The sequence below is a fragment of the Actinoalloteichus fjordicus genome (assembly GCF_001941625.1).
In the GTDB taxonomy this organism is placed as follows: Bacteria; Actinomycetota; Actinomycetes; order Mycobacteriales; family Pseudonocardiaceae; genus Actinoalloteichus_A; species Actinoalloteichus_A fjordicus.
On the sequence record NZ_CP016076.1, the window covers coordinates 3,298,205 to 3,311,725 of the forward strand.

Consider the following 13,521-nt stretch of genomic DNA (forward strand, 5'->3'; position numbering starts at 1 on the left):
CGAAAGGGAGCAAGTCATGCAGTTCGGCATCTTCGGTGTAGGGGACATCGCCCCGGACCCGGTCACCGGCCTGCCGCGGTCGGAGGCGCAGCGTATCCAGGACACGATCCGGGTCGCGAAGGCAGCCGATGATCTTGGGTTGGACGTGTTCGCGTTCGGTGAACACCACAACCCGCCGTTCGTGGCGTCCAGTCCGCCCGCGATGCTCGCCTACCTGGCCGCCGAGACCGCACAGATCGTGCTGTCGACCTCGATCACCCTGATCACGACCAACGATCCGGTCAAGATCGCCGAGGACTACGCCTTCGTCCAGCACCTCGCAGGCGGGCGCATGGACGTGATGCTGGGACGGGGGAACACGGTGCCGGTGTACCCCTGGTTCGGGCAGGACATCCGGCAGGGAGTCCCCCTCGCTCTGGAGAACTACAACCTCCTGCACCGGCTGTGGCGGGAGGACGTGGTGGACTGGGAAGGTGACTACCGCACCGCTCTGCAAGGGTTCACGTCGACACCACGACCACTAGACGGGGTGGCGCCGTTCGTCTGGCACGGGGCGATTCGCACGCCTGAGATCGCGGAACAGGCGGCGTTCTACGGCAACGGGTACTTCGCCAACCACATTCTCGCGCCCCACTTCCACTTCAAGCCGTTGGTGGACTTCTACCGGCAGCGGTTCGAGCACTACGGGCACGGCCGCGCCGAGGACGCGATCGTGGGGTTGGGCGGGCAGGCGTTCATCGCCCGACGGTCCCAGGACGCTTACGATCGCTTCCGGCCGTACTTCGAGAGCTACCCCATGTTCCGAGGCTCCAGCCTGGAGCAGTTCGCCCAGAACACCCCGCTCTCGGTCGGATCTCCCCAGGAAGTGATCGACAAGACCCTCACCTTCCAGGAGGGTTTCGGTGACTACCAGCGGCAGCTGTGGGCGATGGATCTGGGGTCCGTGCCCGTGGACGTCGCACTGGAGCAGGTGGAACTGCTCGCCACCGAGGTCGTTCCGGTACTCCGCAAGGAGATGGACGCACGGCGTGCGGCCGGCGTCCCGGACGCGCCCACCCACGCCTCCCTCGTACACGCGGCGTACGGAGACGGACAGCCTCGGCAGGCCCGGCCTCGCCCGAACACCGGCGACAACACCTCCGGCGCGTTGCCGTATCTCGACAGCGACCCGGCCAAGCCCGCCGACCTGCCGAGGCCCTCATGAGCTTGGGAGAGACGCCCGTCCATCTCGTGACGGTCAGCGCCGGGACCAGCGAGCCGTCCACGACCCGGATGCTCGCCGACCGAGCCGCCCACGCCGTGGTCACCCGGCTTCGCGAGTCCGGTCGGAACGTGACCACCCGGACGATCGAGATCGCCCCGATCGCGGCTGAGGTCGCACAAAGCCTGGTCAGCGGGCTACCAGGCGACACAGTCCAGACCGCGATCGAGCAACTCGCCGACGCCGACGCGCTCATCGTCTCCACACCCGTCTACAAGGCAGGGATCAGCGGGCTGTTCAAGTCGTTCTTCGACCTCGTGGACAACGACCTCCTCATCGCCAGACCGGTACTTCTGGCGGCGACCGCCGGATCGCCCCGGCACGCGATGGTCGCCGACGACCACCTCCGACCACTGTTCGCGTTCCTGCGCGCGATCCCTGCACCCACCTCCCTGTTCGCCGCCCCCGAAGACTGGAGCTCGGGGGAGACCACCGCGCGCATCGACCGCGCCGCGCGTGAACTGGTCGCCCTCGTCGTGAGCGGTGTCGGACGGCACATCGCAGGCGCCGGTTGGCACGGCTACCAGCACACGTTCGGCGGGAACGCCACGAGGGCCCAGCGCACTGCGGGCGACATCGATCTCGACACGGATCTGATGCGACTAGCCCGAGGTGAACGATGACCGCAGGCCTCCTCGCCGTGCCCTCCGGTCGCGAATCCCCAGCCGGGTCGATATGCCGTCGGTGCCGACCGCCGGCTCGACATCATGAACCCGACAGCCGAGCCCGGCGTGATGCGCGCGCGACTGTGGTGGCGATCGGTGCCGGGCAGCCCGCCGGACCTGGAGCTCCTCGCTCGGCGGGACCCGGTGGTGTGTCGATGTTCCGATCACCCCTCCTCCGAGTCGGTGCTGGACTCCGACACCGGCACGCTGCTGGTCACCCACGATCGCTGGATGCCGGATGCGGTGCGGGTCGTGCGCCGCACCGAGGTCGCCGACGGGACGATCAGCGAACGCGTGGTGTGACGGCAGCGGGGATCGCGCTCCGCACGTGGCCGTGACCATCGCCGCTCGTTCATCCTGCCGATGCGTCAGATCGCCATAAACTGCGGGTATGAGTGCCAGGTCGACCTCGGCTCCCGCCCGCTACGCCGTCGTCACAGCGCCCGGCGTCCTGGAACTCCGGACCGCTGCGGGGCCGCCGGAACCGGCGGCCGACGGAGTCGTCGTGTCCATCACCTACTGCGGCGTGTGCGCCACCGACACCCATGCCTTCACCTCCGGCGGGCTCATCCCGCCCTCGGTGTTCGGACATGAGTGGGCGGGCACCATCACCGCGGTCGGGGACGAGGTCACCGGCCTGGCGGTGGGGGATCGGGTCGTCGCGGGCGTCGGCCCGGCGTGTGGTCACTGCGCGCAGTGCCGCGCAGGCCACCCCGAGCACTGCGACACGGCCTTCGCCGAGGCGAACGGGGTCACTCCCGACGCCCCTCGGCACGGCGGCTTCGCGACGGATCTCGCGGTGAGCGCCCGACGGGTCGTCCGGGTGATCGACGGGCTCGACGAGGAGCAGGCCGCCCTCGTGGAGCCCACCGCCGTCACCTATCACGCGGTCAAGCGGGCTCGGCAGCCCTTCGGGGCGATCGTGGTGGTGCAGGGGGCGGGCCCGATCGGCCTGCTGACCGCGCAGCATGCGCGACACGCGGGTGCCGGGGTGGTGCTCGTCGTCGAGCCGTCCCCCGGTCGCCGGGCGACGGCGCAGGCGCTGGGCTTCACCGAGGTCCATGAACCAGGGGAGGGGTTCGTCGCCCGGCTCCGCCAGATCACCGACGGGCTCGGCGCGGACGTCGTCTACGAGTGCAGCGGAGTGGCCGACCTCCTCCAGTCCTCGGCGGAACTTGTGCGGCGCGGCGGGCTGCTGGCGCTGTTGGGATATCCGGTGACGTCCTCCGACGTTAGCTACGGCGACTGGCAGTCCCGTGAGCTGACGGTGCTGGGGTCGCTGGCGTACAACCACGAGGACTTCGTGGGCGCCATGCGGTCCATCGCCGGTGGTTCGGTGCGGACCGAGGAACTGCACACCGGGACCGTCGGGCTGGACGATCTGTCCCGGCTGCTGGAGGAACTCGCCTCCGGGCAGAGCCGCCACGCGAAGGTGTTGGTCGACCCGCGACGGTGAGCGGCTTGTCGCTCACGCGACGGTGAGCGGCTTGTCGCTCACGCGACGGTGAGCGGCTTGTCGCTCACGCGACGGTGAGCGGCTCGCCGCTCGGGGCATCGGCGGCTCGGCTCGGGTTCGTTCGGTCCCGGGGGCAGGGGCTGTTCTGGCAGGTGGCGGCCGTGGTGCGCTCGCTCGACGTCTTCGGAGGTGCTCATTCGGCGGGCGGGAGAGGCGGCGATGACCGGTGGGGGGTCCGATCATCGCCGCCGAGTCGACCCGACCGTCGACATGCGGCCACGCTGTTCGTGCGGGAGAACGGTGGTCATACCGTTCCGCGATGCGGACGCCATTCTCGGGTGGGCGCCGGGGAGGTCGTCCGATCGCGAGGCACGAGAGCGGGCCCGGTTTCTCAGGCCGCCGAAGCCGATCTCTCGTCCGCGCCGATGTCGAACAAGCCCGCAGTGAACTCTCCGACCTCCACCGATGCGGACGGCTCATGGCGTTTCGGCTGGGCCTGTCTCTGCACCTCGACCTCCGTTTCGTACTTTGCGTAGTCAATCAACTACGCTGGGGAGCATTGGGGGTTTCCGGTGGGTCGGCAACTCGGAGTCCCTCCTTTCACCCGCTCGGGCCACTGAACGGGCGATGTGTCTGCCGGTGTGACGCCGTGTCGTCGAGATTCGACGCGAAACGCAGCCGTGGTGAGCGGCGGTGACGTGAGGCAGGGCGCTGGTCGGCGAATTCGCTCGAGGCCTCCCGCCGCGTTCTGGCTGATCTCTGGTGCGGCACTGACCGACTTCTATTGCGACGACTGTCACCATTGCTTCAGTTTCAATTAAAGTTAATTCTCCAGAGCTCAAGAAGACGACAAAACGCGCATCGACAAGACCGAGGCCGCTTCGCGAAGTCGCCGTCGGCGGCGGGCTGACCTGTGCTCCTCGAAGTGGACCGTCGAAGCCGCAGCCAGCTCGACCGCAAGATCGGCGAGCAGGCCGGACCGGCCGGTGCACGCCGCGCGGGCCCGGGCGGCGGTGTGGTCGATTCGGCGCGAGCCCGGTGCTGGCCCGACCGTGAGAAGACGGGACCGCTGCCTGATCCGCCCGGTCGACCCGCCTCAACGACGAGGCAGGCGCGCCGTGCCGCCCGCGCCGGGACGTCTGCCGTGCCAGGCGTCCCGCAGGAGAGCATCGAGCAGTTCGGCATCGACGGGTCGCGGGTTGGGATACGGGGTGGCGACCGCCAGTCGGGCGGCCTCGCGCAGGTCGACTTCGGCCATCCCCAGCTCACGCAGCGAGGTCGGGCCGCCGAGCGAGCCGATCAGATCCGCCAGACCGCTCGGTGCATCCGGCACACCCATGGCTGCGGCGATCCCGGCCATCACCTCGGGGACGGCCGGTGCGTTGAAGGCCGTCGCGTGCGGGAGGACGACGGTGTGGGTCGGCGCATGGGACAGGCCGAAAGAGCCGCCGAGGACGTGGCAGAGCTTGTGGTGCAGGCCCATGCCCGCAGCCGCCAGACAGGTGCCCGCCAGCCACGCCCCTTCCAACAGATCCGCCCGCGCCGCGCCGTCGGCGGGCTCCTCGGCGACGACGGGCAGGGCCGGAACGATCAGGCCGATCGCGGCGTGCGCGACGGCATCGATCAGGACATTGGCCTGTGGCGAGTACAACGCCTCCACCGCATGCGCCAGCGCGTTGACGGCACTGGTGATCGAGAGATCGACGGGCAGCCCCAGCGTCAGGTCGACGTCGTAGAGGACGGTCTCGGGGAGGAGGTCGGGGGAGGATCGGGTCGTCTTCCGCCCGTCCGCCGTCTCCCCGAGCACCGAGGTCACCTCGGAGCCTGCGTACGTGGTGGGCACGATCACCTGGGGCAGGCCCGTGCGGGCCGCCACCGCCTTGGCCAGTCCGGTGGCGGTGCCGCCGCCGATCGCCACCAGGCAGTCGACGTCGTGTTCCCGCACGACCGCCAGCGCCTGTTCGGTGATCTCGACCGGGGCGTGCATCGTCGCGCCCGCGAACTCGGCGACGAGCAGCGGACCGAGGGCATCGCGAAGCCGGTCCGTCGACCGGCGGGACGGTCCGCTGACCAACAGGACCCGGCGGGCGCCGAGCCGCGCTGCCTCCTCGCCGAGTCGACCGACGACACCTGCGCCGAAGATCACCCGACTCGGGGTCGACGTGTGCACGAAGGTTCGCATCTCTGTCCTCCGATCGAGCGACCTGCCCGGCATTCTCCGGGGAGCAGTGAATTCGTCGACGACCCGGCCGGACCGTCGACGAAGCGGACCGAGGATCAGGTCCGTGCCCAGCCGAGTTCGGCGAGGCGCGCCATCACGGGGCCCGGCCTGCCGCAGGCGGGCATCCGACGGCCGGCCTGCGGTCCGCCTGCGCTCGGCTCAGTCGTCGGTCAGCCAGTCGCGCGCCGCCTGGAGGCCGGTGACGGTGATCTGATGGCCGCCGGGATGTCGATGGGTCGACACCTGAGCCGAGTTCTCCGCCAACGCCGTGACCAGCCGATCGGCGGCGGGCAATGGTGCCATCGGGTCCTGCTCGCCGTTGGACAGCAGCAGTCTGCTGCCGCTCAGCGATTCCTCCGGGGCCTCCGACAGCGGCATCATCGCCGAGAACAGCACCGCCTCGCGCAGGCTGGCGGGCCGGAGCAGTGCCACGGCGGCGGCGATGTTGGCGCCGTTGGAGAAGCCGAGTGCGATCAGCCTGCGATCGGCGAGCCGGTAGCGGCGCCGGGCGTCGTCGACGAAGTCGGCGAGCTGGTGGGCGCGGGCGATGACGTCGGCGGTGTCGAAGACGCCTTCGGCGAGCCTGCGGAACCAGCGGGCCGCGCCGCGCTCGGTGACCGGACCGGCGGGCGCGATCAGCGGTGCGGTCGGGCTCAGCTCCCGTGCCAGGCCGACGAGGTCGTCCGGCCCGCCGCCGGTGCCGTGCAGGAGTAGCAGCACCGGCGCGTCCTCGGCACCGGGATGGAACCGGTGGCGGAGTGTGCTGTCCGCGCCCCTCACGTCGTCGCCGAATCTGCGGCGGTGTGCGCGCCGAGCGCTGCGGCGGTCGTGGTCGTCTCGGGCGCGAGGCGCTCCGACGCCTCGGCCGCCGACACGGTCGAGGCGAGCCGCTGCGGGTTGTTCTCGGCGGGCAGGTTCAACCGGGGCAGCATCGCCTGGATCTGCTCGCGGTCAGGCTCCAGCCAAGGCGGGAGCCGCAGGGCGCGGCCCAGTTCGAGCAGCGGTTCGTCGGCGGTGAAGCCGGGCTCGTCGGTGGCGACCTCCAGCAGGGTGCCGCCCGGCTCCCGGAAGTAGATCGAGCGGAAGTACTGGCGGTCCATGATCGAGGTGACGGACACTCCACGGTCGAGCAGCTCCGCCCGCCAGTCGACCTGGGTGGCGGCGTCGGGGACGCGCCAGGCGACGTGATGCACGGTGCCTGCCGCGACCAGTCCGCGCTGCGCGGTGGGCGTGACGAGGACGTCCACCAGGGCACCTGGTCCGCCGTCGCCTGCGGCGAACCGCAGTCGATCGCCGTGTTGGCTGGTGAGCCGGAGACCGAGGTCGTTGACGAGCATCGCCGAGGTCGCGGTCTCGTCGGTCACCGAGAGCGTGACCGAGTGCAGGCCTCGGACGGCGTGTTCGACCGGGATCAGGCCGTCGTCCCAGGGTGAGCGGGGGTCGGGCTGGGTGTGCGCGACGAGGGCCAGCGCGAGTCCGTCGGGGTCGCGGAAGGTCAGGACGGTCTCCTCGTCGCGGTGCTCGAGTCCGTCGACCTGCACACCGTGGTCGGTGAGGTGGGTGCGCCACCAGCCGATCGATGCCTCGGGGATCGAGAACGCCGTGGCCGTCGCCTGCCCGGTGCCGTGTCTGCCTCGGGGAGCGCCCTTCCAGGGGAAGAAGGTCATCAGCGAGCCGGGGCGGCCGGACTCGTCGCCGTAGTAGAGGTGATAGGTGCCGGTGTCGTCGAAGTTCACCGTCGTCTTGACGATGCGCAGTCCGAGCGCCCGCAGGTAGAAGTCGACGTTGCGCTGCGGGTCGCCGCCGATCGCGGTGACGTGGTGCAGGCCGCTCGTCTGTATCGCCATGGTGATGCTCTCCTGGGCGTCGATGGTCGAGCCTGAGGGGTGTGACGGTTTTCCCCGCGGGGCGAGGTGGGGCAAGGCGGGGAGGGTGCCGGTGGGGTCGTGACCCCCGGTGGGCGGTGACCCCCGGTGGGGCGGCGACGCGGCCGGAACAGCCTGCCGCGCCGCCGTCGACGGCGGGTGTGCCGGTGCTGCGATGGGCGGTCAGCCCGCGTTGCCTGCCTTGAGTGCTGCGGCGACCTTGACCACGCGGCGGGCCTGGACGGCGGCGGCGGTGCGAGTGGTGTCGTCCACCGGGTTGGCGCCCTGGGCGTCGACGTGGCTGGTGCCGTAGGGGTTGCCGTCCACGAACTTGGAACCGTCGGTGTAGCCGGGGCTCACGATGATGCCGCCGAAGTGGTGGACGGTGTGGTACAGCGCGAGCAGCGTCGACTCCTGACCGCCGTGGGCGGTGGCGCTGGAGGTGAAGCCGCTGTAGATCTTGTCGGCGAGCAGGCCCTGCTGCCACTGGCCGCCGAGGGAGTCGATGAACTGCTTGAGCTGGGCGGCGATGTTCCCGTACCGCGTGGGGGAGCCGAAGATCACGGCGTCGGCCCACAGGATGTCGTCGGGGGTCGCCACGGCGATGTCGGCGGTGGCCTCGATGTTGGCCCGCCAGGCCGGGTTGGAGTCGATGGCGCTGTCGGGGGCGAGTTCGGCGACCCTGCGCAGCCGGACCTCGGCGCCTGCCTTCTCGGCCTCGGCGATGAGGGTCTTCGCGATCTCGGCGATGGTGCCGGTCGAGGAGTAGTAGATGACGGTCAGCTTGACGGGGGTGCTCATAGGTGTCGTTCTCCCGGGGTGATGTGATCTGCGGAAGATGCTACCTGGATAACATCTTCCATGGAAGATATCTCCTGGGAAGAGTTTTCCGCGTTAGACTGTGGTCGTGCACACAGGAGACGAGGAAGACTCGGTGAGCCCGGGCGCCGTGCCGGCGCCGCAGCCGGGGGACGATGAGCTGGTGACCTGGTGGGGCCTGGTCATCGAGGGCTATCACGCGACCCAGGACAGACTGATGGGAGAGATCACCGCCCGATTCGGTCTGGCCCCCGCCTCCTTCGACATCCTCATCCGCCTCATCCGCTCACCGCGGACCCGGCTCCCGATGACTCGGCTCGCCAGGGAGGCGGCGCTCACCAGCGGTGGCTTCACCAAGGTCGCCGACCGCCTCGTCGCCGCCGACCTGATCCGGCGGGAGCCCTGCTCGACCGATCGGCGGATCACCTATGCCGTGCTCACCGAACACGGCCGTGACGTGGCCGAGCGTGCGCGGGCCGCGTGCGCGCAGATCCTGCGACAGCGGGTGCTGGAGCCGCTGGGCCCTGCGGCCTCGGAGTCGTTGGCCCAGGCGATGCGCACACTGCGGTCGGCCAACGGCGACGGCGTGGAGGGGCCTGCTCCGGCCGCCGGATCGGGTCGCAGCTGACGTCGAACCGGGTTCGGTCTGCCGTCGCACAGTCTGTTCGGCGGGCCTTGCCGGGCATGCCCCTCGCCTCGTTCGGACCCGTGTCCCTCCCGGGCCACCGGTCCGTCCTCGTCGGCACCAGGTGTCGTGGCCCGGACGGGAGGTGACCTGATCTCCGCTGTTCGGCCGCCCGTTTCGGAGTGCCTGCCGGCGGTGTGCGCTGCGCCGAACGGGCGATTATCGTGCCGAATCCGGTGAGGATCTTGCCTGATTCCCTCCGATGAGGAGAATTTCCCACTGTCAGTGGCGCTCGCCGGCAGGGGAGGCCAACCGGACGTGACCTCGGGAGGCCCGGTGCACGTGTCCAGATCCCGATTCCGTGCCAGGTCGGCGGTGGCGCTGGCGACTGCGGTCGGCCTGCTCTGCTCCGCGCTCACGGTGTCCTCGGCCTCGGCGGGAACCGCGAGGGTCGACGGCAGCACCGGGCCGTCGGCAGACGGTGAACCTCGGCAGGCGGAGCAGCTGCGGGGCGCCTGGGTGTCCAGTGTGTCCAACATCGACTGGCCGAGCGGCGCGGGCCTCAGCCCGGCGGCACAGCAACAGGAGTACGTCGACCTCCTTGACGAGCTGGTGGACCTGCGCCTCAACGCCGTCTTCGTCCAGATCCGTCCCACGGCCGACGCCTTCTGGCCCTCCCCACACGAACCGTGGTCGCAGTGGCTGACCGGCACGCAGGGCGTGGACCCCGGCTACGATCCGCTCGCGTTCCTCGTCGAGGAGGCCCACGCGCGGGGTCTGGAGTTCCATGCCTGGTTCAATCCCTATCGGGTCAGCACCCAGAGCGATCCGGGCAGGCTGGCCCCGGATCATCCGGCGCGGGTGAACCCGGACTGGATCTTTCGGTACGGCACCCAGCTCTACTACGACCCGGGGAATCCCGAGGTCCGCGCGTTCGTCCAGACGGCGATGATGGACGCGGTCGAGAACTATGACATCGACGGCGTGCACTTCGACGACTACTTCTATCCGTACCCGGTGAGCGGGCAGACGATTCCCGACCAGGACACCTTCGCCGAGTTCGGCGGCGACTTCACCTCGATCGCCGACTGGCGGCGCGACAACATCAACCTGCTGGTGCGGGAGATGGGCGAGCGGGTCGAGGCCGTCAAACCCGATGTCGACTTCGGCGTCAGCCCGTTCGGGATCTGGCGCAACAGGTCCAGCGACGCGAGCGGTTCCGACACCAACGGGCTGGAGTCCTACAGCGCGATCTTCGCCGACACCCGTCGGTGGATCGAGGAGGGCTGGGTCGACTACGTCACTCCGCAGGTCTACTGGGAGATCGGCCACTCCGCCGCCGACTACGCCGTCCTCGTCCCATGGTGGGCCGACGCGGTCGCGGGCACCGGCGTGCAGCTCTACATCGGACAGGCTGCCTACAAGGTCGGCAGCAACTCGGCATGGAACACCGCCGAGCTCAGCGAGCACCTGACACTCAATCAGGCACACCCCGAGGTCGGCGGCGACGTCTACTTCAGCGTGTCCTCCCTGCGCACGAATGCCGCAGCGGCCATCGCACGAGTGGTCCAGGACCACTACGGCGAGGCCGCCGACCCGCCCGCCTAGCGCCGAGCGCGAATGATCGGGAGCGTGAACTCACTGCCGAGGGGCCGGTCGGCAGGGCCGGCTGTCGAGAAGGCCGACGCCCTGCACTGACGACGGGCCCTCGGCGTCCGATCGGCGCCGCCGGTGGCGGGGCGTTCGATGCGCTCAGGAGTAGACGACGTCGGCAGGGGCGACGATCCGGACGCCTGCCGCTGCCAACTCCTGCTCGATCTCGGTGGAGACCGCTCGCGCCGGGATCTTCTCGTCCGGGTCGTCGTAGGTCGCGTGCGCGCCCTTGACGAGCACCACGTGATGTCCTCGGTGCACGGCGGCCAGCGAGGTCGCTCGGACGCAGTAGTCGCTCTGCATGCCCGCGACGATCAGGGTGGTCGGCTCGGGAAGGAGTTCGGCCAGCCCGGTGCCCTCGAAGGCGTCGGCCTGCCGCTTGTCGACGACCTCCTCGCCCGGCCGGGGCGAGTGCACGAGCTCCCAGCCCGGGGTGCCGGGCAGGTCCGGGTCGTCGTCGGTCCCGTTGTTGCGGACGTGGATGACCCTGGCGCCCTCGGCGCGACCTCGGACGAGCAGATTCTCGATGACCGGGGCGACGAGCGCCGCCTCCGGCACCGGCTCGGGCGCTTCGAGCATGTTGCGTTGAACATCGATGAGCAGCAGCACGGCAGACATTGCTGCACGGTATCCGGCGGCTCGGACAGGACACGCCACGCGGGGTCCGCGGGCCGTCGACGATCGGGCCGCCGCAGCGGACGATGCAGCCGGTCGAGACGCGCACACCCTGGTCGCCTGTCGGTCCCGGCAGTGCGGACACGAAGACCTCGGCAATCTATTGAAAATTATTCTCAATAGTGCCATGATCGAGCTATGTGTCGTTCAGTGGTCGAGGGCGCGCGGAGCGTGATCCCTCATCGTCGTGGCCGGCCTCGATGACCGGCTCGTACGTCACTCGAAGCGACGGTGCGCGTGGTGAATCGCGAATGAGGAGTGTCGATGCACGGGAAGCCGCAGTCCGGCAGCACCACGTCGCCCGAGGTGTCGCCGGGTGATCACGAGTGGCTCGCCCGACTGCCCGCCACGCTGTCGCGGGCCGAGATCCTCGAGGTCAACAAGGCGAAGAGCGATGTGCACACCTGGCGACGCCACGAGTACAACGGCTGGGCCTTCGACGTCCCGCCGGGCGTGTTCCTGCCGGGCGGGACGAGCAGGGTGCTGCACGACCGGCTGCTCGACGGCACCATCGCCCTGGCAGACCGCTCGTATGCCGCGATGGGCGCAGGCCTCGGCGTCGAGGCGGTGATCGCGGGGATGCGGGGCGCTCGCGAGGTCGTCGTCCTCGACGTACACGCCGACAGCGTGCGCGTGGCCGCCGAGCACTACGCCCGGCTGGCGGCCCCCGAGTCCGCCTCGGAGTTCGAGGCTCTCACCTCGGATCTGTTCGACGCGGTCGCGCCGGGCACGCGGTTCGACGTCGTGACCTTCAATCCTCCCGCGGTGAGTCTGCGCACCAGCGAGGTGCCCGACGTGGTGCGCAACGTGTGCGTGGGTCGGACCATCGTGGATCGGTTCGTGGACCAGCTCGTCGACCGTGATCTGCTGGCCGTCGGCGGCTCGGCGTTTCTGCTCCTGTCCAACACCGCCGACCTGCGGGGCGCGATCGACTATGCGTTGCGGCGCGGACTTCTTGTGGAGACGGTGCACGTGCAGACCTGGGGCGACGCGGTGCTGACCTACCTGTTCCGCTTGAGCGGAGTCCGGCCGTAGCCGAGCCGGGGACGGCGACGGCCCGGTTCCTCGCCGGGCATCCTGTCCGCTTCCGCGCCCGCGTCGTCGCGAGGCGGACCGGGCGAGATGCCTGCCGAGCCGGGGACCGTTCTCGGCGGCGCGCCGGTTGGGCGTGGACGAGGTCGGCGGCGCGGGATCGTGGCCGAAGGTGATGGCGATCAGGTCGATTGTGCGGGGGCGCGGATGTATGACCATGTCACGGATGCCGTCAAACGGCCCGCGATGATCTCGGTGGACTCGGACCTGGTCTGCGTCCGATTCGAGACGATGAAGATGTACTCGGCATTGGGCGCGGTGCGTGCGCTGCTGGACTCGGGCCGGGTGCGACCCGGCGACACGCTGATCGACTCGTCCAGCGGCATCTACGCTTATGCGCTGGCCTTGGCGTGTCATCGCCACGGGATGCGGTGTCACATCGTCGGGTCGACGACGGTGGACCGGGTGTTGCAGGTCCAACTGGAGATCCTGGGAGCCACGGTGGAACTGGTCCGGCCGTCCACCAGCCTGCGGCTGGATCAGAATCTCCGGGTTCGCCGCATCGCTGAGCTGTTACGGGAGAATCCGTCGTATCACTGGATGCGGCAGTATCACGACTCCATTCACTATTCGGGATATGCCGAGGTAGCGCGTCAAATCGGCGAGGAGCTGCCCGACGGGCCGTTGAGCATCGTCGGCGCGGTGGGCACCGGGGCGTCGACCGGGGCGATCGCCTCGTGGCTGCGGGCCTCGGGGCGCGACGTGCAGCTGGTGGGGGTGCAGCCTTTCGGCAGCGTGACCTTCGGCAGCGAGCATCTCGCCGACGCGGAGATCCTCATCGCCGGAATCGGCAGTTCGATCGAGTTCCAGAATGTGCGACACGAGCTGTACGACCGCATTCACTGGCTGTCCTTCGACTATGCGATGTCGGGGGCCGTCGGCCTGTTGCGGTCCAACGCGGTGTTCGCCGGGCTCTCGGCGGGAGCGGCCTACCTGGCCGCGCGATGGGAGCACCGGCTCGACGGTGTTCGTAGACAGGTCTTCATTGCGGCGGACACCGGCCACCGCTATGTGGAGACGGCGTTCAGCAGACATGCCGAGGCGCACGAGGTGGACAAGCTGGAGCCCCTGGAGGTCGAGTCCGTGCGGGAGCTGGCCCGGCCCTGGTCGGCGATGAACTGGGCGGGCAGGCCTGCCCCGCAGCCCGCCGGGGCCGGGCGGGGTGTCCGGTGACGGGCCGGACCCCTTC

Annotated in this window: 13 protein-coding genes; 8 read left to right on the forward strand and 5 right to left on the reverse strand. The window is 69.8% G+C overall.

The features are described from left to right. Positions 1-16: 16 nt before the first annotated feature. The 4 genes from UA74_RS14610 (at position 17) to UA74_RS14625 (ending at position 3,382) form a co-directional block, all read left to right on the forward strand. Complete coding sequence (locus tag UA74_RS14610; RefSeq protein ID WP_075740798.1) at positions 17-1,204, forward strand: CE1758 family FMN-dependent luciferase-like monooxygenase; 1,188 nt, start codon at positions 17-19, stop codon at positions 1,202-1,204. Continuing rightward, entirely contained in the window at positions 1,201-1,884 is a 684-nt protein-coding gene (locus tag UA74_RS14615; protein ID WP_075740799.1) for a CE1759 family FMN reductase, read from the forward strand. The genes UA74_RS14610 and UA74_RS14615 overlap by 4 nt, the downstream gene beginning before the upstream one ends. A gap of 84 nt (positions 1,885-1,968) precedes the next feature. Next, positions 1,969-2,229: a hypothetical protein gene (locus UA74_RS14620; protein WP_075740800.1), complete on the forward strand. Its 261-nt coding sequence runs from the start codon at positions 1,969-1,971 to the stop codon at positions 2,227-2,229. 88 nt (positions 2,230-2,317) lie between these two features. Next, positions 2,318-3,382, forward strand: coding sequence for a zinc-dependent alcohol dehydrogenase (locus tag UA74_RS14625; protein ID WP_075740801.1), 1,065 nt, complete (start codon positions 2,318-2,320; stop codon positions 3,380-3,382). A 1,096-nt stretch (positions 3,383-4,478) separates the two neighbouring features. Here UA74_RS14625 and UA74_RS14630 read toward each other — a convergent pair. The 4 genes from UA74_RS14630 to wrbA form a co-directional block, all read right to left on the reverse strand. Then, positions 4,479-5,564, reverse strand: coding sequence for a maleylacetate reductase (locus tag UA74_RS14630; protein WP_075743834.1), 1,086 nt, complete (start codon positions 5,562-5,564; stop codon positions 4,479-4,481). A 198-nt stretch (positions 5,565-5,762) separates the two neighbouring features. After that, a complete protein-coding gene (locus UA74_RS14635; protein WP_075740802.1) occupies positions 5,763-6,383 on the reverse strand; it encodes an alpha/beta hydrolase in 621 nt (206 codons plus the stop codon). Further along, positions 6,380-7,450 carry a ring-cleaving dioxygenase gene (locus UA74_RS14640; protein WP_083683212.1) on the reverse strand — a complete coding sequence of 357 codons (1,071 nt, stop codon included), beginning with the start codon at positions 7,448-7,450 and terminating at the stop codon, positions 6,380-6,382. The genes UA74_RS14635 and UA74_RS14640 overlap by 4 nt, the downstream gene beginning before the upstream one ends. A gap of 201 nt (positions 7,451-7,651) precedes the next feature. After that, the gene (gene wrbA / locus UA74_RS14645; RefSeq protein WP_075740803.1) at positions 7,652-8,269 is read right to left on the reverse strand and encodes an NAD(P)H:quinone oxidoreductase; all 618 of its coding nucleotides are present in this window, start codon (positions 8,267-8,269) and stop codon (positions 7,652-7,654) included. 106 nt (positions 8,270-8,375) lie between these two features. Here wrbA and UA74_RS14650 point away from each other — a divergent pair, with 106 nt between their 5' ends. Next, on the forward strand, positions 8,376-8,915 hold the full coding sequence (locus UA74_RS14650) for a MarR family winged helix-turn-helix transcriptional regulator (protein WP_404799976.1): 540 nt from the start codon (positions 8,376-8,378) through the stop codon (positions 8,913-8,915). A 333-nt stretch (positions 8,916-9,248) separates the two neighbouring features. Then, complete coding sequence (locus tag UA74_RS14655) at positions 9,249-10,520, forward strand: glycoside hydrolase family 10 protein (protein ID WP_075743836.1); 1,272 nt, start codon at positions 9,249-9,251, stop codon at positions 10,518-10,520. 144 nt (positions 10,521-10,664) lie between these two features. Here UA74_RS14655 and UA74_RS14660 read toward each other — a convergent pair whose 3' ends face one another. After that, the gene (locus UA74_RS14660) at positions 10,665-11,183 is read right to left on the reverse strand and encodes an isochorismatase family protein (RefSeq protein ID WP_075740804.1); all 519 of its coding nucleotides are present in this window, start codon (positions 11,181-11,183) and stop codon (positions 10,665-10,667) included. A gap of 321 nt (positions 11,184-11,504) precedes the next feature. Here UA74_RS14660 and UA74_RS14665 point away from each other — a divergent pair, with 321 nt between their 5' ends. After that, positions 11,505-12,275 (forward strand): methyltransferase, encoded by a 771-nt coding sequence (locus UA74_RS14665; protein ID WP_157434198.1) that lies wholly within the window; start codon positions 11,505-11,507, stop codon positions 12,273-12,275. 204 nt (positions 12,276-12,479) lie between these two features. Further along, positions 12,480-13,505 carry a pyridoxal-phosphate dependent enzyme gene (locus UA74_RS14670; RefSeq protein ID WP_075740805.1) on the forward strand — a complete coding sequence of 342 codons (1,026 nt, stop codon included), beginning with the start codon at positions 12,480-12,482 and terminating at the stop codon, positions 13,503-13,505. Positions 13,506-13,521: the final 16 nt, after the last annotated feature.